The 20323-nt window shown below is 65.6% G+C and carries 18 protein-coding genes; 11 read left to right on the top strand and 7 right to left on the bottom strand.

Annotated features, from left to right (window positions below; genetic code table 11):
• Positions 1-235 precede the first annotated feature (235 nt).
• Positions 236-523: an SDR family oxidoreductase gene (locus B5D38_RS22850; RefSeq protein WP_207552954.1), complete on the top strand. Its 288-nt coding sequence runs from the start codon at positions 236-238 to the stop codon at positions 521-523.
• Here the strand turns inward: B5D38_RS22850 and B5D38_RS13945 are convergent.
• Both B5D38_RS13945 and B5D38_RS13940 read right to left on the bottom strand, forming a co-directional pair.
• A complete protein-coding gene (locus B5D38_RS13945; protein ID WP_165690868.1) occupies positions 450-1214 on the bottom strand; it encodes an IclR family transcriptional regulator in 765 nt (254 codons plus the stop codon). The two genes, B5D38_RS22850 and B5D38_RS13945, sit on opposite strands and share 74 nt — an antisense overlap.
• Positions 1215-1391: 177 nt before the next feature.
• Entirely contained in the window at positions 1392-3098 is a 1707-nt protein-coding gene (locus tag B5D38_RS13940) for a M28 family peptidase (RefSeq protein ID WP_245319227.1), read from the bottom strand.
• Between the two features lie 364 nt (positions 3099-3462).
• On the opposite strand from B5D38_RS13940, the gene B5D38_RS13935 reads away from it, so the two are divergent.
• From B5D38_RS13935 to B5D38_RS13910, 6 genes are read left to right on the top strand one after another with little or no spacing between them, the layout of a single operon-like run.
• On the top strand, positions 3463-5052 hold the full coding sequence (locus tag B5D38_RS13935) for an ABC transporter substrate-binding protein (protein ID WP_165690867.1): 1590 nt from the start codon (positions 3463-3465) through the stop codon (positions 5050-5052).
• 59 nt (positions 5053-5111) lie between these two features.
• Positions 5112-6551, top strand: coding sequence for a M20 family metallopeptidase (locus tag B5D38_RS13930; RefSeq protein WP_078709037.1), 1440 nt, complete (start codon positions 5112-5114; stop codon positions 6549-6551).
• A 36-nt stretch (positions 6552-6587) separates the two neighbouring features.
• Positions 6588-7562 (top strand): ABC transporter permease, encoded by a 975-nt coding sequence (locus B5D38_RS13925; RefSeq protein ID WP_078709036.1) that lies wholly within the window; start codon positions 6588-6590, stop codon positions 7560-7562.
• 9 nt (positions 7563-7571) lie between these two features.
• Entirely contained in the window at positions 7572-8483 is a 912-nt protein-coding gene (locus tag B5D38_RS13920; RefSeq protein WP_078709035.1) for an ABC transporter permease, read from the top strand.
• On the top strand, positions 8480-9496 hold the full coding sequence (locus B5D38_RS13915) for an ABC transporter ATP-binding protein (protein WP_078709034.1): 1017 nt from the start codon (positions 8480-8482) through the stop codon (positions 9494-9496). Before B5D38_RS13920 ends, B5D38_RS13915 begins: the two co-directional genes overlap by 4 nt.
• A complete protein-coding gene (locus B5D38_RS13910) occupies positions 9496-10539 on the top strand; it encodes an ABC transporter ATP-binding protein (protein WP_078709033.1) in 1044 nt (347 codons plus the stop codon). Before B5D38_RS13915 ends, B5D38_RS13910 begins: the two co-directional genes overlap by 1 nt.
• Before the next feature lie 92 nt (positions 10540-10631).
• Here the strand turns inward: B5D38_RS13910 and B5D38_RS13905 are convergent, their stop codons facing one another.
• Positions 10632-11537 carry a LysR family transcriptional regulator gene (locus tag B5D38_RS13905; RefSeq protein ID WP_078709110.1) on the bottom strand — a complete coding sequence of 302 codons (906 nt, stop codon included), beginning with the start codon at positions 11535-11537 and terminating at the stop codon, positions 10632-10634.
• Positions 11538-11750: 213 nt separating this feature from the next.
• Here B5D38_RS13905 and B5D38_RS13900 point away from each other — a divergent pair, with 213 nt between their 5' ends.
• Positions 11751-12770: an amidohydrolase family protein gene (locus tag B5D38_RS13900; protein ID WP_078709032.1), complete on the top strand. Its 1020-nt coding sequence runs from the start codon at positions 11751-11753 to the stop codon at positions 12768-12770.
• Positions 12771-12907: 137 nt separating this feature from the next.
• Entirely contained in the window at positions 12908-14725 is a 1818-nt protein-coding gene (gene recQ / locus B5D38_RS13895; protein WP_078709031.1) for a DNA helicase RecQ, read from the top strand.
• 28 nt (positions 14726-14753) lie between these two features.
• On the opposite strand, the gene B5D38_RS13890 is transcribed toward recQ, so the two are convergent.
• The gene (locus B5D38_RS13890) at positions 14754-15194 is read right to left on the bottom strand and encodes a GFA family protein (RefSeq protein ID WP_078709030.1); all 441 of its coding nucleotides are present in this window, start codon (positions 15192-15194) and stop codon (positions 14754-14756) included.
• 25 nt (positions 15195-15219) lie between these two features.
• The gene (locus tag B5D38_RS13885) at positions 15220-16419 is read right to left on the bottom strand and encodes an MFS transporter (RefSeq protein WP_078709029.1); all 1200 of its coding nucleotides are present in this window, start codon (positions 16417-16419) and stop codon (positions 15220-15222) included.
• A 96-nt stretch (positions 16420-16515) separates the two neighbouring features.
• Between B5D38_RS13885 and B5D38_RS13880 the strand changes: the two genes are divergently transcribed.
• On the top strand, positions 16516-17424 hold the full coding sequence (locus B5D38_RS13880; protein WP_078709028.1) for a LysR substrate-binding domain-containing protein: 909 nt from the start codon (positions 16516-16518) through the stop codon (positions 17422-17424).
• Between the two features lie 30 nt (positions 17425-17454).
• Here the strand turns inward: B5D38_RS13880 and B5D38_RS13875 are convergent, their stop codons facing one another.
• A complete protein-coding gene (locus tag B5D38_RS13875) occupies positions 17455-18393 on the bottom strand; it encodes an NmrA family NAD(P)-binding protein (RefSeq protein ID WP_078709109.1) in 939 nt (312 codons plus the stop codon).
• A 72-nt stretch (positions 18394-18465) separates the two neighbouring features.
• On the opposite strand from B5D38_RS13875, the gene B5D38_RS13870 reads away from it, so the two are divergent.
• Positions 18466-19272: an AraC family transcriptional regulator gene (locus tag B5D38_RS13870; protein ID WP_078709027.1), complete on the top strand. Its 807-nt coding sequence runs from the start codon at positions 18466-18468 to the stop codon at positions 19270-19272.
• Between the two features lie 68 nt (positions 19273-19340).
• On the opposite strand, the gene B5D38_RS13865 is transcribed toward B5D38_RS13870, so the two are convergent.
• A complete protein-coding gene (locus tag B5D38_RS13865; RefSeq protein WP_078709026.1) occupies positions 19341-20234 on the bottom strand; it encodes a LysR family transcriptional regulator in 894 nt (297 codons plus the stop codon).
• Between the last annotated feature and the right edge of the window lie 89 nt (positions 20235-20323).

The following is a 20323-nucleotide window of genomic DNA, read 5'->3' as shown; positions in this document are numbered from 1 at the left end:
CAATTTCACCGAGCCAGTTCCGACAACGCCAACCTATGCCAAATGCCTTTGGGCTCAGGAGGTTTCGGACTAAACCGCCACAGAACTTTGCCGTCCCCTTTCGGAAGAGCGATTGGATCCAGATATTTCTTTCGATTATATTATAAAACTAATGAATAGATTGATGACGTGCACTGCGCCGCATTTGTTTTGGAAATTATAAATCGTACCAATATTGCGATTTATACGAGTATAAATGTGTATTTTTCCGTTCTGCACTGGACAAAAACAGATAATTACTGATCCGGTTAATCATCGAGTTGGAATGAAAGATGATGGTTCGCGGCGTGTCGCGATCTATCGACCGATGAAGGCCGCCGTCGAGGCGCTGACCCGTCACGTGGCTTTGGAACCGGGGGAGCGCCGCATCGCCATGAACGTTGTCGCCCCTGGCGCTATAGCCGCCGACTTCAGCGCTCCTGAAATTCCGCGAGGCTCAGGGCGCCCTCGACCTGGTGGGCGCCCTGCAGCACCATCTCGGTGAATTCGGCCGACTTCTCGTCATTGATGCGCGAGACCGGCGCCGCGATGATCAACACGGCAATGACCGAGCCGGCGGCGTCACGCACAGGGGCGCCGACGGCGAACGAATCCGGATCATTCTCCCCGACGCTGATGCAATAGCCCTGCTTGCGGATCTCCACGAGCTTCTCGGCGAGGCGTTCGGGACTGGCGATCGTCTTGGCTGTCTTTGCCTGCAGCGGCCCGGACAGAACCATCTTCTGGACCCGCGGCGAGGCATAGGCCAGGAGCAGCTTGGAGGTGCCGACGTGGATGGGCGACAGTCGGCCCTCCTCCGCGTGGTGGCGGATGGTGCGGTCGGGCTCGCGCGCCAGCACACAGCAGCTGTTCGTTCCCTGACGCACACGGACCTGCACCGTCTCATTGCAGCGGGCGGCGATCCTTTCGACGATGGGAACTGCAGCCGCCACGATATCCACCTGATCGCGCGCCTGCTCGCCCAGCCGCCGCGACCGATCGCCGAGCCAATAGCGCGGCTCGTTGTCGGACCTCAGGACGAAGCCGGCCGCCTCCATCGTCTGCAGAAGACGATAGGTCCGCGCCTTGGAATTTCCCGAAGCGCGGGACAGCTCGGACAGGCCCCGACCAGGCATGTCTCCGATCAGCGACAAGAGTTGCAATGCCTTCTCGACCGATGAAATGGTATAATCCAAGTTCTGCATCCATCATCGAGAGATGTCTCCGGCGCGCGAACAAGGTTCGCAACCGGGGTCATCTCGGAGGACAACCGCAACCGCCGGCCCGTCACCCGGGTGACGGGCCGGCGGTGATACGTGCACCGAATGAAGTTCGAGCGCAACAGGACGAACGGCCGCCTTTCGGCGTCGGCGTCAGCAGCCCGCCAGCGTCTCGCAGGCGGAGCGCAGCGCATGCGCCATGCGATTGGCCGCGCGCCGGGCGCTGACATAGCAAAGGGCGGCCTCGGCGCCCTCCGGCGCGCTCCGGGCCAGGGCGCGCAACGGCTGCAGTACCGGCCAGGCCGCCTGGGCCAGCGCCGGGTCGTGCACGAAGCGATCGCCTTGCGTGTAATCCATCGGCACGAGCGCGCGCGAGGTCCGCAGCAGCGCCCGATTCAGCCGCTCGGCCTGTTCCGACGAAGCGCTCCGCTCCGCCGTCGCCGCTGTCCGCTCCGCAAGCACCGAGAACTCGTCGAGCCGCGCCATCAGCTCGCTCATGTCGAACCGATCCCCGAGCTCCTCGCCGAGGCCCGACAGCACGCTCCTCAGATCGGCGGCATGGGCCCGGTAGTCGAGCGGCAGGACCGGCGAGAAAAGAAGCCTGGAGACGACCTGGACGAAGATCCTGGTGTCGCGCACCAGGTTCTGAGCGTCGATCTTGTCGAGCGTGTCCTGCGGCGTGTGCCACCACCAGCCGAGCTTCATCGCGCCCGGCTCGGCCCCGACGTTCTGGGCATGATGGCTGATGCTGTTGAAAATCGATGGCACGCCGACGCCCCAGAACGACTCGTCGCCCTGCCGGCCGAAGCGTTTGCCCTTGTAGGTCTGGCCCGCCTGATCGCGGATCGCGTCGATCGCCACCTGGCGCAGCTCGGCGGCGCATCCCGAGCCGGTCAGGATGTTGGCGTCGCGGCCGCCGGTCGAGTCGACGTTGACATGGGCGACGCAGCGCCGCTCCAGCTCGTCCCAATGGTGGTCGGCATACCAGGCCGATCCCGAGTAGCGGCCATGCGAATGGCCGGACCAGAAGGCAAAGCGAAGGCCGCGCTTCCAGTCGGCGTGCCGCGAGGCCATCAGCCGGGCCACCTCCAGCATGGTGGCGTTGGCGGCGCCGTTGTCCATCACGCCGTAGTACCAGGTGTCGTGGTGGCCCGAAAACAACACGAAGGGCGCGTCCTCCGGCGCCTCCGGCGCCTCCATCTCGGCGATTAGGATCGGCGTTTTGCGCCAGCCGGTATCGACCTCGGCAAACAGCGTGACCTCGCTCAGGCGCCCGTCCCGCAGCATGGCGCGGAGCTCTTCGCCGTCGTCCAGGCCCACCGTGACGACGACCGTGCAGGGCAGCCGGTCGACGGTTTCAACCGACGGGCTGCCCCAGACCGGCGATACACACATCTCGTGGATGTGGCCGTCGCGCGTGAAGTGGATCTGTCCGGCCGCCCCCGCCGCCGATGCCCGGGCGGTCACCGCCGGGCTGGCCAGGCCGGCGACCAGCACGACGCGACCCCGCACGTCGGCGGCGTCGAAATCGGCCTGGCTTCCCTCGCCGACGTCGACGAGCGGCGCGGTCAGTCCGCCGGCCGGCGTCGGTCGAGCGTGCGAGTGGGTGATGCATGTCCAGGTGCGGCCGCCGGTCTCCAGCCGCGCGGCGCCGGGCAGACTGATCATCGCGTCGTGGAGAATGATTTCGGTGCGGTAGCCGTAGGTTTCGATCCGCTTGCGGACGAGTTCGAGACTGGTGAGCTCCTCCGCCGATCCGGAGAGCTTCACCCAATGCTGAAGCTCGCCCAGGGCCTCCATCATGAGATCGGCGGAAACTTGCTCACAGAGCGCACGAGAGACGGCATCGGGCATCGGCATCGACCTTTCCACGGCTCGGTCATCGGGCTCCCCGATCCGAACACGGACAGTTTCGTTGTGCAAACCGATTCGATTCTATTTGAGTTCACGCGCCGCAGCAATAGAAGACTGAACTATGTCGAGAGGTGACAGAAAAGTGCGGAGATGGTGCATTAATCGACAGGATGATGCCAAAATAGACATTTTGGTCGATCATTGATCGGTCGAAACTGCAGATTTATGTTTTCCGCACAGTGAACCTCTATTGACCGCTGTACAATCCTATGCAGACTGATCTGACCAGGACGGGGGGAGCGATCCTGTCGCGGAAGATCATCGATCCGGCGCTCTGCCTGGAGAGCGTTCACAACTCAGGAGAAGCATGATGACCATACGCTTGCAGGCTGCGCTTGCCTTGGGGTGTCTGCTGGCAGCGGCCGGCTTGACGCAGTCGGTCACGCCGGCCCTTGCCGAAGACCTGACGGTCGCCATCAAGGCGCCGATCACCGGCGCCGATCCGCATCTTCTGTATTCGCCGAACCGCAATATGCAGCTGCATGTCTACGAGGCGCTGGTCGCCCAGGACAACAACCTGCGTCCGGTTCCCGACCTCGCCACATCCTGGAAGGTGATCAACCCGACGACCTGGGAGTTCCAGCTCCGCGATGACGTCAAGTTCCAGGACGGAACGCCGCTGACGCCCGAGGACGTGATTTTCTCCATCCACCGCGCCCAGACCATCGAGGGAGTGCGCACCTTCCACGCCTATGTGGCGGACGTGGCATCGGTGGAGGCAAGCGGCGACCACGCCGTGCGGATCACCACCAAGGTTCCCTCGCCGGAACTGCCGGCCAATCTGGCGACAATCGCCATCGTCGCCAAGCACGCGGTGGAGGGCGCGTCCTCCGACGACTTCAACGGCGGACCGGCCGCCATCGGAACGGGTCCCTATCGTTGGGTCCGCTGGACGCCCGGTCAGGACGTCACGCTGGAGCGCAGCGATACCTACCGCGGCGATCCGGCCCCGTGGGATCATGTGAAATTCCGCTTCATCACCGACGACAGCGCCCGCACCGCCGCCCTCCTGTCGGGTGATGTCGACGTGGCCGACGCCATTCCGGCCTCGCTCTTCCAGCGCGTCAACAACAGCGGTCGGGCCAAGATTGTCTCCGGCACGTCGGTCTTTCTGCACTACATGACGATCGACCGACGCGACAACCCGCCCTTCGTCACCGATATCGACGGCAAGCCTGTCACCAAGAACCCCTTCAACGACCTCAAGGTGCGCCAGGCGGTCACCCATGCGATCAACCGCGACGGCTTGGCCGAGCGCATCATGGGCGGCGGGGCCGAGCCGGCCGGGCAGTTCACGCCGGACGGGTTCGACGGCCACAATCCCGACCTGTTACCGGCCAGCTACGATCCGGATCAGTCGCGCAAGCTCCTGGAGGAGGCCGGCTATCCCGACGGGTTCGGACTGACCATCCATTGCCTGAACGACCGCTTCACCGGCGACGTCCAGACCTGCCAGGCGATCGCCCAGATGCTGACAGCGGTCGGCATCCACACCAAGGTCGAGACCATGCCCTCCTCGGTGTTCTGGTCGAAGGCGACGGGCGAAAACCCGCAGTTCAGCAGCTACCTCGCGATTTTCGGCAGCGCTGCCGGTCTTTCCAGCAACGCCTTGGACGTGCTCGCGGCGAAATGGGACCCGGTCGCCGGAACCGGCCGCAACAACGCCGGCGGCTACGACAACCCGGAGCTGAACGCGTTGATCAAGAAGGCGACCTCGACGGTCGACGACGACCAGCGCCAGGAACTCCTGCAGCAGGCCGCCAAGACCGCGATCGACGACGTCGCCATCGTGCCGATCTTCTTCCTGAAGGGCGCCTGGGGTGTGCGCGACGGGCTCACGCTGAAGCCGCGCGGTGACATGTACACCATGGCCACCAACATCGAGCCAGCCGCGGAGTAGGCGCCGCCGCCTTCTCCAACGCCGCCTCGGCGAGAACCCAGCTTCCAGTGGATGAACGGATGAACGATCTGACTGCCCTTATCGACGACTTGACGCCGGCCTTCGCCGCGGTGAGCGACAGCATCTGGGACTTCGCAGAGCTTCGCTTTTGCGAGGCCAGATCCAGTGCGGCCCAGGCCGCGCTGCTGGAGCGCCACGGCTTCCGCCTGACGCGGAACCTGGCCGGCATGCCGACCGCCTTCGTCGCCGAACGTGGCGAGGGCGGTCCGGTCATCGCCTTTCTCGGCGAGTTCGACGCCCTGGCGGGCTTGAGCCAGAAGGCCGGCGTGGCGGCCGAGGAGGCGCTGGAGCCGGGCGGCAGCGGCCACGGCTGCGGCCATAACCTGCTGGGTGTCGGCGCCATGCTGGCGGCGACCGCCCTGGCGCGCCACCTCGACAACAAGGGCATCGCCGGCACCGTGCGCTATTATGCCTGCCCCGCCGAGGAAGGCGGCTCGGGCAAGACCTTCATGGCGCGGGAAGGATGCTTCGACGACGTCGACGCCGCCTTCACCTGGCATCCCGCGCCGTTCTGCGGTGTGCGGTCGACGACGAACCTGTCGGTCCTGGGTATCTACTATCGCTTCAAGGGCACGGCCGCGCACGCCTCCAACGCACCGCACCTCGGCCGCAGCGCGCTCGACGCGCTGGAGTTGATGAACGTCGGGGTGAACTTTCTGCGCGAGCACATGCCGAGCGACGCCCGCGTGCACTATGCGATCACCGACCCGGGTGGCGCGGCGCCAAACGTCGTCCAGGCCCAGGCTGAGGCCTTCTACTACATCCGCAGCCCCGAACTGCCGGGTGCCATCGCGCTCCGCGAGCGGATCGACCGGATCGCCAAGGGCGCGGCGATGATGACCGACACCGAGGTTGCCATCACCTTCGATCGCGCCACCTCCAACCTGCTGCCCAACCACGCACTGGAGACGGCGCTCCACGCCACGATGAAGGACCTCGGACCGGTTCCGTTCGACGACGCGGATCTGGAGTTCGCCCAGGCGATCCGCGCGACGCTCAGCGATGAGGCCATCCGCAGCAGCTACAAGCTCTACAAAGTCCAGGGCGACGCGCTTCTCAACAGTCTCGACCGGGACAGCCCGCTGCATCGAGGCCTGCTCGCTTTCGACGGGCATTCGCACTTCCGCGCCGGCTCCACCGACGTGGGCGACGTGAGCTGGACCGTGCCGACCGCGCAGGTCTGGACGCCGTGCTGGGCGATCGGCACGCCGGTCCACACTTGGCAGGTGGTGGCGCAGGGAAAGAGCCCTGGCGCCCACAAGGCGATGGTCCACGCGGCCAAGGCTTTGGCGCTGACGGCGCTGCGGGCCTGCGAAACTCCGGAATTGCTGAGCGACGCCAAGGCGGAGTGGGCGCAGCGCACCAACGGCCAGCCCTATCGCTGTCCGCTGCCGCCGGAGATCATGCCTTCCGTTCCGAAGGAATTTGCAGCGGCTTGAGGGAAAGGGTCGAGGCGGTACGCAGGAAGATCATCCATGCCCTTCTGGTTCATCAAGCGCCTGTTCGGAGCCCTGTTGATCGTCTTCGCCATGACGATCATCGTGTTCGTCGGCGTCAGTGTCATCGGCAACCCGGCCGACATCCTCGTGCCGCCCGACGCCGATCAGGTCGAACGGCTGCGTATCGTCACCGCGCTCGGCCTCGATCAGCCGCTCTGGAAGCAGTATCTCAGCTTCATCGGCAACGCCCTGCACGGTGATCTCGGCACCAGCTTCGTGTTCGGCGAGCCGGCCCTGAAGGTCATCCTTCAGCGGATGCCGGCGACGTTCGAACTGGCCTTCAGCGCCCTCATTCTCGCCATCCTCTTCGGCATTCCGCTCGGGCTCTATGCCGGTCTCAGGCCGCACGGCCTGCTGTCCCGCAGCATCATGGCGGGCAGCATTCTCGGGTTTTCGCTGCCCACCTTCTGGGTGGGCCTGATGATGATCATGCTGTTCGCGGTCCAACTCGGCTGGCTGCCGAGCGGCGGGCGCGGCGAGACGGTGGACGTGCTCGGCGTCCGGTGGTCGTTCCTGACGGCGGATGGTCTGCGTCACCTGATCCTGCCGGCCCTCAACCTGGCGCTGTTCAAGATATCCCTGGTGATCCGCCTCACCCGCGCCGGCGTCCGCGAGGTGATGCCGCAGGAATACATCAAGTTCGCCCGCGCCAAGGGATTGACCGAGCGCCGGATCATCTCGGTCCATGTCCTGAAGAACATCCTGATCCCGATCATCACCGTCATCGGCCTCGAGTTCGGGTCGTTGATCGCCTTCGCGGTGGTGACCGAGACCATCTTCGCATGGCCGGGCATGGGCAAGCTGATCATCGACAGCATCAACTCGCTCGATCGGCCGATGATCGTGGCCTACCTGGTGATCATCGTGATCTTCTTCACGACCATCAACCTGATCGTGGACTTTCTCTATACGGTGCTCGACCCGCGCGTCCGTCTCGAGAGCGGGGGCTGAACGATGACCATGACCATCGAAACCACCGCCGAACGCCGGCCCGCCGTGGAGACGCCGCTGCGCCGCGTCCTTCGCGAATTCACGCGCTCCAAGCTGGCCGTACTCGGCCTGCTCGCGCTGGCGATCGTCATCCTGTTGGCGATCCTGGCGCCAGCCATCGCGCCGCAGGACCCCTACGATCTGATGCAGCTCAGCATCATGGACGGACGGCTCGCTCCGGGCGCCGGGTCGATGGACGGCAGCATGGTGTTCACGTTGGGGACGGACTCGCAGGGCCGCGACATGCTCTCTGCCATCCTCTACGGCCTGCGCATCTCCCTGCTCGTCGGCTTCCTGTCGGCCATGGCGGCGGCAGCCGTCGGCTCGGCGCTGGGGCTGATCGCCGCCTATGTCGGCGGCTGGATCGAGAGCATCATCATGCGCATCGTCGATCTCCAGCTGTCCTTTCCCTCGATCCTCGTCGCGCTGATGATCCTGGCCTTCCTCGGCAAGGGCGTGACCAACGTCGTTCTCGCCCTGGTCATCGTGGAGTGGGCCGCCTATGCCCGCACCGCGCGCAGCGGCGCCCTCATCGAGCGACGCAAGGAATACATCGAAGCCGCCGAGTGCCTGGCGATCCCAACCTGGCGCATTCTTTTCCGCCATCTGCTGCCCAATTGCCTGCCGCCGCTGATCGTCATCGCGACGGTTCAGATCGCCCGGGCGATCACCCTGGAGGCAACCCTCTCCTTCCTCGGCCTCGGCGTCCCGGTCACCGAACCGAGCCTCGGGCTGCTGATCGCCAACGGCTATGAGTACATGCTGTCCGGCGAGTACTGGATCAGCTTCTATCCCGGCGTCGCGCTACTCGTCATGATTGTATCCATCAATCTCGTCGGCGATCAGCTTCGCGACGTCCTGAACCCGCGGAGCCAGGCATGACGGCGGTGCTCGAGCAGACAGCCGGGGTCGCCGCTTCGTCGCGGCGAGGCGCGATCCTCTCGGTGCGCGACCTGAAGACCTATTTCGCCACGCCGGCCGGCGAAGTCAAAGCCGTGGACGGCCTGTCGTTCGATCTGAGAGCCGGCCAGGTACTCGGCCTGGTTGGCGAGAGCGGCTCCGGAAAATCCGTCACCGGCTTTTCCATCGTCCGGCTGATCGAGCCGCCTGGCCGGATCGTCGGCGGCGAGATAAGCTTCAAGGGCCAGGAACTGACCGGCGCCTCGCTGGAGGAGATGCGGCGGCTGCGCGGCCGGCACATCGCGATGATCTTCCAGGATCCGATGATGACGCTCAATCCCGTGCTGCGCATCGACACCCAGATGATCGAGGCGATCCAGGCGCACGAGCGGGTTCCGATCGCCGAGGCCCGCGCCCGCGCCCGCGACGCCCTGGGCAAGGTCGGCATCCCGAGCCCGGAGGAGCGTCTCAAGGCCTATCCGCACCAGTTCTCCGGCGGCATGCGGCAGCGCGTGGCGATCGCCACCGCGCTGCTGAACCAGCCGGACCTGATCATCGCCGACGAGCCTACGACGGCGCTCGACGTCACCATCCAGGCCCAGATCCTCGCGGAGGTGCAGAAGCTCACGCGCGACACCAATACGGCGGTGATCTGGATCAGCCACGATCTGTCGGTGGTCTCCGGCATGGCCGACGAGGTCGCCGTTATGTATGCCGGCCGCATCGTCGAAGCGGGCCCGGTCGCCGAGGTCATCAACGCGCCGCGGCACCCCTATACTGCGGGCCTGATCGGCTCGCTGCCGAGCCGGAACCGGCGCGGCGAACGGCTGCGCCAGATCCACGGCATGACGCCCAATCTGCTGGACCTTCCGGAAGGCTGCGCCTTCCGCACCCGCTGCGACCACGCCGACGAGGCCTGCCGCCGCGAACCTGGCCTGTTCGCTCGGCACGGGCATGTCCATCGCTGTTTTCATCCGTGCAGAGAGGATGCCTGATGGTCGAACAAGCGCTCGCTCCCGAGGTTCTCGAGCCAACCGTCGCGAATCGCCAGCCGGTGATCACGCTGCGCGGGGTCTCCAGGACGTTCGGCACACCGCCAAGCGCCCTGGCCCGTTTCGCCGAGCGTTTCGGCGGGGCCAAGTCCAAACCCACCATCGTGCACGCCGTCGATTCGGTCGACCTCACGGTGCGAAAAGGCGAGGTGCTGGGTCTGGTCGGAGAGTCGGGCTGCGGCAAGTCCACGCTCGGGCGCATCATCGCCGGCATCATGCCGCCGTCCTCGGGCGAGGTCCTGTGGCGGGGCCGCCGGCTGTCCGAGCTTTCGCCGCGGGAACGGCGCGCCGCCAAGCTGCGCATCCAGATGATCTTCCAGAATCCGTTCGCCTCGCTCAATCCGCGCGCCTCGGTCGCCGAGATTGTCGGCGAGGCGCCCCGCATCCACCATCTGATCGAGGGGGACGAGGGCGCCTATGTGGACGAACAGCTGCGCCGCGCCGGTCTAGACCCAAGCTTCAAGAGCCGCTTTCCGCATCAGTTCAGCGGCGGCCAGCGCCAGCGCATCGGCATCGCCCGCGCCCTGGCCGTGCAGCCGGAATTCCTGGTGTGCGATGAGGCCGTGGCGGCGCTCGACGTCTCAATCCAGGCGCAGATCCTCAATCTGTTCATGGACCTGCGTGAGCAGCTCGACCTGACCTACCTGTTCATCAGCCACGATCTCGGTGTCGTCGAGCATCTCTCCGACCGGGTCGCCATCATGTATCTCGGCCGGATCGTCGAGGAGGCGACGGTGGAGGAGATATTCTCCCGGCCTAACCATCCCTACACGCAGGCGCTGCTGGAGGAGATCCCCCGGATCGAGACGCAGAAGCGCGCCTACACCGCCCTGAAGGGAGAGTTGCCGAGCCCGCTGGCGCCGCCGCCGGGCTGTCCGTTCCATCCGCGCTGCCCGAATGCTTTCGACCGGTGCAAAATGGAAAAGCCCGCCCTGCGAGACGTGGCGGCGGACCACCGCAGCGCCTGCCACCTGAACGACCGCTGACGAGGCCGGCGACCGCTGCGACCATAGTCGATCGGTTGACCCACCACTGCGACATCATCGAGGCCGGCAACGGGCTGGGCGGGTGGATTGTTCTAGGGAGTCGTCCGGCAGAGCTCGGCGATTTTCTGCCGAAACCATCGGTGAGCCGGGTCTGCGTCAAGGCGCGGGTGCCACATGAGGCTGATCGTCAGCTCGGGAGTGGGGACGGGAAGATCGAACCCTTTCAGGCCTTGCGCAGCCACTTGCCCGTCGCGAAGGCAGGAGCGCGGCACGAGGGCGACGAGGTCGGACTGACGTGCAATCGACATTGCATCCAGGAAACCCGGCACGATCGTGACGACCCTGCGCGTCACCCCGATGTCGTGCAGCGCCTCATCGACCGGACCTGTCCATGAACCCCGGCGCGATGCGACGACATGACCGCAATCGGCGTACCGTTGCGGCGTCATCGGCCGCTGAAGCAAGGGATGCCCGAGCCGGGCGGCGCCGATGAAGCGATCGCGCAAGATCAGCAAGCTACGCATCTCCGGGGCGGAGGCGCCGGTTGTGCCGACTTCCAGGTCGATCGTTCCCTCCCGCAACGGTGTCGCGTCCTTGTCGGGCTTCGGAGCAAAGCGGAACCGGACATGCGGCGCCTCGCGTGTAATCGCCGTGACAATCGCGGCGGCAAACAGTGACACGAAGCCTTCGTTGGCGCGGATCGTGAAGGTTCGGTCGAGAGAAGTCAGGTCGAGCCCCTCTGTCGGCGGTGTCAGCACCGAACGCGCGTCGCGAGCGAGGAGATGGACGCGCGTCGCCAATTGCTCGGCATGCGGAGTTGGAACCAGTGTGCGCCCCGCCCGCACCAATAGAGGGTCGCCTGTCGCGACCCGCAGCCGCGCCAGCGTTCGGCTCATGGCGGAAGGGCTAAGCCCGAGCCGCTTGGCGGCAGACGTCACGCTGCGCTCATTGAGCAGGATATCGAGTGCCGTCAGCAGATTGAGGTCGATGGGGGTCATGGCGCGATCATACCGCAGCCTTCCGCCATGCATAGCGTTTCACGCAACAACACTTTGAGCATGATGCGTCTGGTGCATCTTCAGGGCCGCTGCATAATTGGAGGCAAAGGGCAGCCAGATGAACCGCTTCCACGAAGCGCGGTAGGCTGCGCGTCATTGATCAGTCCGGCGAGAGCGTGCCGTGGTGATCGTTCGAAAATCGGAGCGCGACCTATGAAACTGATCGGCATCGAGGAACACACTCTGACGGCAGAGGTGCGCGACGCCTGGAATGCCATCGACCTGGCGTCGGCAGATCCCAGCGTTTCCATCCACTCGGGGGGGATCGAACGGCGCCTGCTCGACCTTGCCGACGAGCGAATCGCGCTGATGGACGAGACCGGGCTCGACGTCCAGGTGCTGTCGCTGACGACGCCCGCCCTGCATGACCTGGGGGTGGAGAGCGTCGGCCTTGCGAAGCGCGCCAACGACATGGTGGCGGAGGCAATAGCGCGGCGGCCCGATCGTCTGGAGGCGTTGGCGACGCTGCCGGTGGCGATGCCGGACGAGGCCGCGCTGGAGCTGGAGCGCTGCGTTCTAAGCCTTGGCTTCAAGGGCGCGGTCCTGTGTGGCCGGGTAGGGCATCGAAATCTCGATCATCCGGATCTTCGTCCCATGTTCGAAAGCGCAGCCGCGTTGGGCGTTCCCCTGCTTCTCCATCCCCGCACGCCGGCCCCGGAGGTTCGAGCCGCCTACTATTCCGGCTTCTCGGCGGAGATCGATGCCGCATTCTCCATGTTCGGCCTCGGCTGGCATTATGACGCGGGCATCCAGTTCCTGCGTCTGGTGCTGAGCGGGACGTTCGACCGGCTTCCCGGATTGCAGGTGATCCTCGGTCACTGGGGCGAGGTCGTGCTCTTTTACGCTGAACGCTTGGCGGTACTGGACCGCTTTTCAGGGCTTGAGCATCCAGTCGCGACTTATCTGCGCCGCAACCTCTATGTCACGGCCAGCGGGATGTTCTCGCCGGAATATCTGGCGAGAGCGGCGGCGATCGTCGGAGCCGATAGGCTCCTCTTCTCCACCGATTATCCCTACCAGTATCGTCCGGGCTGCGACGCGCGGCGTTTTCTGGCGGACTGCGGGTTGGACGAAGCGGACCGCACCGCGTTTGCGCATGGAAACTGGCTTCGCCTCACCGAAAGAGGGGGCGGCCCGACGATTTCAGGCAGCCGAATCACAGACCACCGTTAGCCGGCGAATCCAAATAATCGAGGCGCATTGGTGGACTCGCCTTTGGGCACAGCCTCGCGTCCGGTTAAGGGAATTCCGATCGGCCACCTCCCAAAGATGCTATGGAGGCCCCCCCGCGATTCTTTATGCGATCCTAGATGCCCGCCAGCGCCCTCGAAATCCTTAAGACCGTTTATGGCTACGATGCGTTTCGGGGGCCGCAGGCGTGGATCGTCGAGCATGTGATTTCTGGTCACAACGCCTTCGTGCTGATGCCGACGGGCGGCGGCAAGTCGCTGTGCTACCAGATCCCCGCCATTGCCCGACCCGGCATGGGGCTGGTCGTCTCGCCGCTGCTTGCGCTGATGGCGGACCAGGTGGCCGCGCTGCGCCAGGCCGGCGTAAGGGCGGCCGCTCTGAATTCCGATCTGCCGCCCGACGAGCGGCGCGCTTTGTGGCGAGACATCGGGGCAGGGGCGCTCGACCTTCTCTATGTCGCGCCGGAGACGCTTCTGCGTGAAGGCGTCCTCGAAAGGCTCTCCCGGGCGCGGCTGTCGCTGATCGCCATCGACGAGGCCCACTGCCTGTCGCAATGGGGCCACGACTTCCGCCCCTCCTACCGCCAACTCGACGTCCTCGTCCGCCAGTTTCCCGACACGCCGCGCATGGCGCTGACGGCGACCGCCGACGAGCCGACCCGTGCGGAAATCCTGGCGCATCTCGAGATTGCCGAGGCCGACGCCTTCATCGCCGGCTTCGACCGCCCGAACATCCGCTACGCCATCGCCGAAAAGGACAATCCGCGCGCCCAGCTGAAGGACTTCCTCAGGCGCCATGACAGCGAGAGCGGCATCGTCTACTGCCTGTCCAAGCGCAAGACCGACGAAACGGCGGCCTGGCTCCGCGCCGAGGGGTACGACGCGCTCAGCTATCATGCCGGCATGGACAAGGCCGCCCGTGAGGCCAACCAGCAGCGCTTCCAGCATGGCGAGGCGGTGATCATGGTCGCCACCATCGCCTTCGGCATGGGCATCGACAAGCCCGACGTGCGCTTTGTCGCGCATCTCGACCTGCCGGCAAGCATCGAGGCCTATTACCAGGAAACCGGGCGCGCCGGTCGCGATGGCCTCCCGGCAGAAGCGCTGATGCTCTACGGCGCCGAGGATATCGCGCTGCGCGCCCGCTTCATCGAGGAATCCGACGCGCCCGAGGAGCGCAAGCGCACGGAACGCCAGAAGCTCGACGCGCTCCTGGGGCTTTCCGAGACGGCAAGCTGTCGTCGCCAGGTGTTGCTCGGCTATTTCGGCGACCATTGCGAGCCGTGCGGCAATTGCGACACCTGCGCCGAGCCGCCGGAACTCTTCGACGGCGCGATCGCGGCGCAGAAGGCGCTGTCCTGCATCTACCGCACCGGCGAGCGCTTCGGGCAGGCCTATATCGTCGACGTGCTGCTCGGCGCCGACAACGAACGCATCGCCCAGTTCGGCCACGACAAGATTTCCACCTTCGGCATCGGCACCGAGCACGACAGCCGGATGTGGCGGGCGATCCTGCGCCAGCTGATCGCGTTGCGCCTCGTCGATGTCGACCTTGCTGGCCATGGCGGCCTGTCGATCGCGCCGGCGGGCCGGGACTTTCTGCGCGACAAGCCGACGCTCATGCTGCGGGTGCCGGCCCCCCGCCGCGCGCGGCGCGGCAAGGTGGAGCGCAGCGCGGCGCAGGCGGCCGTGCCTGAGGCGGATCAGAACCTGTTCCAGATGCTGCGGCAGAAGCGCCTGGAGATCGCGCGCACGCAGAATGTACCGCCCTACGTGATCTTTCACGACAAGACGCTGGCCGAATTGGCGGCGGCGCGGCCCACCTCGCGGGCCGAGATGGCGAAGGTTCCTGGCGTCGGCGAAGCCAAGCTCGACCGCTACGGCCCGGCGTTCCTGTCCGTCATTGCGGGGCATGGAGGGGCGGGCGCCTCCCGGTGAACGCGTCTCGTTCATCGGGAAGCGTCGTTTACTGGTTCGCGGTTTCGTCGGTGGGGATGAAGCGCAGAATGCCGGCCTGGCGCGCGGGCTGGCCCGTATCGTTCGGATGCCGCACGCCGTCCACGACCGGCACCGCTTCGAAGTCGAACGGACTCAGGCCCTCCAGACACGCCACGTTGACGCCGTACTGAAGCGGGTCGGAGCGTCGCTGATGGTGCGTGTAGATGCCACAGCGCGAACAGAAGAAGTGTTCGGCGGTCCTGGTGTTGAACCGGTAGCTGGTCAGGACTTCCGCGCCCTCAAGGACCCTGACGCCGCCCGTCACTGCGGAGACGACCACCGCGCCCCGCATCCGGCAATAGGAGCAGGTGCACCGGCGGATCGTGTTGAGGTCGTCGACGAGCTCGGCCTCGAAACGGACGGCGCCGCAATGGCACTGCCCTTTCCGTATCGTGCGTTCTCCAGCCATGTTCCAATCTCCATGAAAATCCGGTTCAAGCCTTTCGATCCAGCGCGGGCCGCAGGGCGAGGACCATGGGAATGACCGCCGCGGCGGTCAGTGCGGAGGCCACGACCCCCGTGAACTGACTGCTGTGATCGGCGATGGCGCCGTAGAGGATGGGAGCGATACCACCCGATCCAATGACGCTCGTATAAAAGATCGCAAATGCGTGGCTGGCATCGCCGGTCGCAAGTTCCGGGACGGTGCCGTAGAGGATCGACGACGTCCCGTTGAGGAAGACGCCGAGCGGAAACAGTACGACCAGCGTAGCGCCGAGCGGCGTGAAGAGGGTGAGGCCGATCAGAAGCGCGGTCGCTGCCTCGGTCGCGACGACGCTTCCGACGACGCCAAGCCGCTCGCTCAGCCAGGTGGACGTCACCTTGCCCAACGCTCCACCGACAAAGAGCAGCGCAAGGGCGACGCCGACCGAGGCCGAGCCGCCGTCCCGCTCCTGAACAAGAAAGGGCAGGAAGAGGAGATATCCCATGCGGGTCGCCGTATCGAGACCGCCGATCACGGTCAAAAGGACGAAGCCTCGCCTCCGTGCGTGACCAGCGTGAGAGCGCTCTTCCCGGAGCCGGCTGCGGCTCGCGACGGTGGGCGCAAGCACCATGAGCGCGCCGGTTGTACCCAGTCCGACCAGCGCCATGAGCGCGAGGATCGGCCGCCATGCAAGGAGCGGAAGAAGCAGCGCGGCGAATGCCGGGAGAACGGCTTTGCCGAGATCGCCGGAGAAGTTGTAGATGCCCAGCGGCCGGCGCGATGCCTCGCCATAGGTCTCGGCGACGAGCATTGATCCGCGGGGGTGCTGAATGCTCGATCCGAATCCGGCGATGACGAGACCGACGCACAAGCCGGTGAAGCCGAGCGGCAGAGCCATGATGAGGAAGCCGGCCGCCGCGACCAGCGTCGCGATGGCGAGAGCCGCGCACGGCTTCAAGTGCCGCAGCAGCCGGTTGGCCGGAATCTGCAGGCCGCCCATCGTGGCATAGTAGAGCGAGCGGATGACCGCGAGGCCGGCATAGGACAGTTGGAACTGCGTCTGCCAGATCGGCAGAAAGGCGTAGAGGCTGTCGGTATAGCCGTCGTGCAGGGCGTGAACGATGCAGGCCGCCCAAAGATTGCGCGACTTGTCCCGCCCGGATGCAAGCCACGTCTCATCATGGGTTTCGCGATCGCGCGCAATGTCCAAGGGCAGCCTCCGGTCCTGCCCCACGCATAGACCCGAGAGGTTTTTGGAGCCAGAGGCCGCTTGCTCACGATACCCGTGAGCTTTATTCAAGGATTGATGCGCCAGTTACCGCCTCTCAATGCCTTGCGAGTCTTCGAGGTCGCCGCCCGAACGGGTAGCTATGCGGCCGCGGCGGCGGAGCTTGGCCTCACTCATGGTGCGGTTAGCCGGCAAATCGCTGCCCTGGAGGCTTGGCTCGGGCAGAAGCTGTTCCGCAAGGATGGCCGCCGCATGGTTGCGACGCCCATCGCCGCGATGTTCGCCGACGAGGTCGCCCATGCCTTCGACCGGATCAGCCGCGCCGCCGAGGCCTGCGGCCGGCCGGCGACGCGCCGCATCCTTCGCGTCAGCGCGCCGACGAGCTTCGCCATGCGGTGGCTCATCCCCCGGCTGGGCCGCTTTCACGCGGACCACCCGCAGGTCGAGGTCGAGGTCGGGACGGTCTCGACCGTCCTCGAGGATCTGCGCGGCGGCTTCGATGTCGCGATCCGCCGTGGCGTGGCGCGCGAAGGGGCGTGGCCGGGACACCGCGCGGTGCCGGTCCTCGAGGATGTCGACACGCTGATCGCCAGCCCCGCTCTGCTCGAACGCCGCCCGATCGAGCGGGCCGAGGATATCGAGGGACATGTGCTGCTGGCGAGCGAGACGCGCCCGGGCGACTGGATCGACTGGCTGGAAGCGGCGGGATTGCCCCATCTGATCGGCCATCCCCGTCAGGTCTTCGACCATTTCTTCGTGACGCGGCAGGCCGTCGAGGACGGGCTCGGCATCGGCATCGGCCCCATGCCGATGCTGTTGATCGACGTCGCCGCCGGCAAGCTCGCGATGCCGTTGCCAAAGATCCGCGTACGCCGAACCGGCTATGTCGCGCTCGTTCCCGAGCACGCAGCACAGATCCCGATCCTCGCCACCTTCGTCGACTGGTTGGCGAGCGAAGGGCGGGAGGCGGGCGAGACGGCAAGCTGACCGCTAATTCAGGGTCCGTTCGCCGCCTTTTTACCGGGCGCACCACATTGGAAATGTTTCGGGCTCATTGCCGTTGGTGAGCGCCTCGAGGTAGCGCGGCTTCCAGACCGTTCGGATTAAAGCCTCCATGGTGGTCGGAAGGGCAGGGCGCACGCCGTCTCCCCCGTGGAAGCGCACCACGCCGCGGTTCAGGGCGTCGGCAGTCCGGGTGTCGTCCAGCCATTGTTCGGGCGTGCCGAACCTCTTGAGGAATTCGTCCTCGACGTCCTTCCGCGATCGATCGACGAAGCGGTATTCCACCGGCTTGCCGATCTCGCGACCGATGATCGCGGCGAGTTCGCGCATGGTCAGATCTTCCGAGCCGACTTCCAGGAACGCGCGATGCCCACGGGTGGGGCCGGTCAATTCCCTGGCCGCGAGGTCGGCAATGTCGTCCGTCGCCACCCAGGGCGTCTTCAGATCCGGCTCGAAATACCATGCGAGACGCCCATACTTCGCGACGGAGCCTGTCCAGGCCAGGGTGTTCTCCATGAACCAGGCTGCCCGAAGATGGACGAGGTCGACGGCGCCCAGCTCGTTGAGCTTTTGGTCGAGATGGTGAAACACCTCGAAGTGGCCGGTCTTCCCGTCCACTTCGGACCCCATCGCCGACAGGCTGACGGCCCGCTTGACGGGGGAGGGCCGGAGCGCATCCACGAAGCGCTGCGCAACCGCCGGATAATGTCCCTCGATATTGTTCCAGTCGGTCTTGACCATCAGGAACGCCGCATCGGCATCCTCGAAAAACCTGCCGAGGTCTCCGGCCCCCGTGTCGAAGCTTCCGACAAATGGCTCGGCGCCGTCCCGAACCAGAGCCTCGAGGGCGGGGCCACCCCTCGACAGCGCCTTCACCTGATGACCTTGAGCAAGCAGGGTTCGTGTGAGCTTGGCGCCGATCCGTCCGGTCGCGCCGACAACAGCAATTCGCATGGCGATCTCCATCGTTTGTCGATCACCAGCGGTAGCGGATTGCGCTGCGCCTGTATTTGGAGATAATGCCATATGATCTCAAAATCGGGCCAATCGCAAACGAAGCCTCGTCCGTGCAGCGACGACTTTGATCCCTGCCAATTGGATGGGCCGGCGAGGGCGCTGCGCGTCGATTTTAGTGAGTATGAAGCCGAGGTGCCTTTTCACCAGCATCGGCAAGGGCAGCTTATCCTGGCCTTGCACGGCGCTGTCACATGCACGGCCGCCGACGCGCTGTGGATCGTGCCGCCGGGTTTCGCAGTGTGGATTCCAGGCGAGGTGCCGCACAGCAACCGAGCCACGCCCAACGCGCGCCTGTCCTATCTGTTCGTCGAGCCAGACGCGGTGGAGCTGCCGCGGAAGTGTTGCGCGCTGTCCGTGTCGCCGATGCTCCGCGAGATGATCCTGCGCCTGGCGGACTCGCCGGAGCGATATTCTCCGGATGATCATGTCGGCCGGCTTGTGCGGGTGTTGCTGGACGAGCTGGCGCTCATGCCGGGCGGCGGGCTGGAGCTGCCCGTGTCCGGTCATCCCAAGATCGCCGTGATCGCCGCCGCGTTGGCTATCGACCCGAGCGACCGTCGCACCCTGCGCGAATGGGCTGAACACGTCGCCATGAGCGAGCGATCCTTGAAGCGGCTGATCGTGCGCGAGACCGGGCTGACGTTCGGCCAATGGCGGCGGCAACTTCACCTCATTGTCGCGCTGCGTGAACTCGCCAGCGGCGCCACGGTGCAAAAGGTCTCGAGCGACCTGGGCTATGAATCGCCAACGGCGTTCATCGTGATGTTCAAGAAGGCTCTCGGAACCACGCCGACACGCTACTTCGCTAGAACATGATCCGATGGGCCACGATCGATCAAGGAAGCGCGTTCGCGCGCAGGAGGGCGGCGTCGATGTTCCCAGCGTCAACTCGACAGGAAGCTGGCCAGATCCTCGGGCGCGCCTTGCGGAAAGGATTGCTGCAGGAATTTCAGGAAGGCGGAGACGCGCGAGCTCAACAGTCGTCGTGACGGGTAGAGCGCCCAAAGCGCGATGTCGGAGCCTTCCACGTCTCCCCACCGGACCAATGCCCCGGTTGCGATGTCGCGGCTGACCAGCGAGATGGGGAGCTGCGCGACGCCGGCTCCGGCCCGGGCCGCGTCCCGCAGCATGATCATCGACGACAGGCTGAGCACGGGGATGGCGTCCAAGACCAGCGGACCGGCGTCGGTGGCGATGGTCCAGGATCGCGCGGGCTCGAGCGCGCCGCGAACCAGAGCGTTGACCGCCTCGCCCTCGTCTGGACGCGGCACATCCGGGCTTGCGACGACGACCAGCCGATCCCGGAGGAAGGCACGTCCGACAAGACTGGTATCGGGCGCGGGATTGACGCGGATGATGAGGTCGTAGCCCTCCTCGATCATGTCCACCTCGCGATCCTCTGCGCTGATCTCCAGCCGGATCTGAGGGAAGAGCAGCGAGAACTGGGCCGCCAGCTTTCCCATTGCCGTCTGCGCGAAGAGGAGCGGCACGCTGATCCGCAATTTGCCCTTTGGACGATCGCCGCCCGACGTGATCATCGCCGCCGTTTCGTCGATCTCGGTCAGCAATGCCGCGGTTCGTTCGTAAAGCGCCTTGCCCTCCTGGGTGAGTTTGATCTCCCGCCCACCGCGCTCGAAGAGTCGTAGCCCAAGCGCTGCCTCCAGCTCGGCGACACGCCGCGACAGCGTCGCCTTCGGCCGCCGTGCCGCGCGGGCGGCGCGGCCGAACCCGCCATGTTTGGCGACGAGGTTGAAGTCGGAGAGCGCGAGAAGATCCATGTGTTTCACCCGTGGGACGGTCCGTCCAGATATCGCGGCTATCGACGCACAGGTAGATCACTCATTCTCCCTCCTGTCAGCAAGTTTGC

Source organism: Consotaella salsifontis (genome assembly GCF_900167365.1).
In the GTDB taxonomy this organism is placed as follows: Bacteria; Pseudomonadota; Alphaproteobacteria; order Rhizobiales; family Rhizobiaceae; genus Consotaella; species Consotaella salsifontis.
This window is presented reverse-complemented; position numbering and strand designations above follow the sequence as displayed.

What these genes read in the sequence shown, in the direction of transcription:
- B5D38_RS22850 (WP_207552954.1), top strand. Translation starts at nt 236, where the DNA reads ATGTGTATTTTTCCGTTCTGCACTGGACAAAAACAGATAATTACTGAT.
- B5D38_RS13940 (WP_245319227.1), bottom strand. Translation starts at nt 3,098, where the DNA reads ATGCCGATGCCCGATGCCGTCTCTCGTGCGCTCTGTGAGCAAGTTTCC.
- B5D38_RS13935 (WP_165690867.1), top strand. Translation starts at nt 3,463, where the DNA reads ATGACCATACGCTTGCAGGCTGCGCTTGCCTTGGGGTGTCTGCTGGCA.
- B5D38_RS13930 (WP_078709037.1), top strand. Translation starts at nt 5,112, where the DNA reads ATGAACGATCTGACTGCCCTTATCGACGACTTGACGCCGGCCTTCGCC.
- B5D38_RS13925 (WP_078709036.1), top strand. Translation starts at nt 6,588, where the DNA reads ATGCCCTTCTGGTTCATCAAGCGCCTGTTCGGAGCCCTGTTGATCGTC.
- B5D38_RS13920 (WP_078709035.1), top strand. Translation starts at nt 7,572, where the DNA reads ATGACCATCGAAACCACCGCCGAACGCCGGCCCGCCGTGGAGACGCCG.
- B5D38_RS13915 (WP_078709034.1), top strand. Translation starts at nt 8,480, where the DNA reads ATGACGGCGGTGCTCGAGCAGACAGCCGGGGTCGCCGCTTCGTCGCGG.
- B5D38_RS13910 (WP_078709033.1), top strand. Translation starts at nt 9,496, where the DNA reads ATGGTCGAACAAGCGCTCGCTCCCGAGGTTCTCGAGCCAACCGTCGCG.
- B5D38_RS13905 (WP_078709110.1), bottom strand. Translation starts at nt 11,537, where the DNA reads ATGACCCCCATCGACCTCAATCTGCTGACGGCACTCGATATCCTGCTC.
- B5D38_RS13900 (WP_078709032.1), top strand. Translation starts at nt 11,751, where the DNA reads ATGAAACTGATCGGCATCGAGGAACACACTCTGACGGCAGAGGTGCGC.
- recQ (WP_078709031.1), top strand. Translation starts at nt 12,908, where the DNA reads ATGCCCGCCAGCGCCCTCGAAATCCTTAAGACCGTTTATGGCTACGAT.
- B5D38_RS13890 (WP_078709030.1), bottom strand. Translation starts at nt 15,194, where the DNA reads ATGGCTGGAGAACGCACGATACGGAAAGGGCAGTGCCATTGCGGCGCC.
- B5D38_RS13880 (WP_078709028.1), top strand. Translation starts at nt 16,516, where the DNA reads ATGCGCCAGTTACCGCCTCTCAATGCCTTGCGAGTCTTCGAGGTCGCC.
- B5D38_RS13875 (WP_078709109.1), bottom strand. Translation starts at nt 18,393, where the DNA reads ATGCGAATTGCTGTTGTCGGCGCGACCGGACGGATCGGCGCCAAGCTC.
- B5D38_RS13870 (WP_078709027.1), top strand. Translation starts at nt 18,466, where the DNA reads ATGATCTCAAAATCGGGCCAATCGCAAACGAAGCCTCGTCCGTGCAGC.
- B5D38_RS13865 (WP_078709026.1), bottom strand. Translation starts at nt 20,234, where the DNA reads ATGGATCTTCTCGCGCTCTCCGACTTCAACCTCGTCGCCAAACATGGC.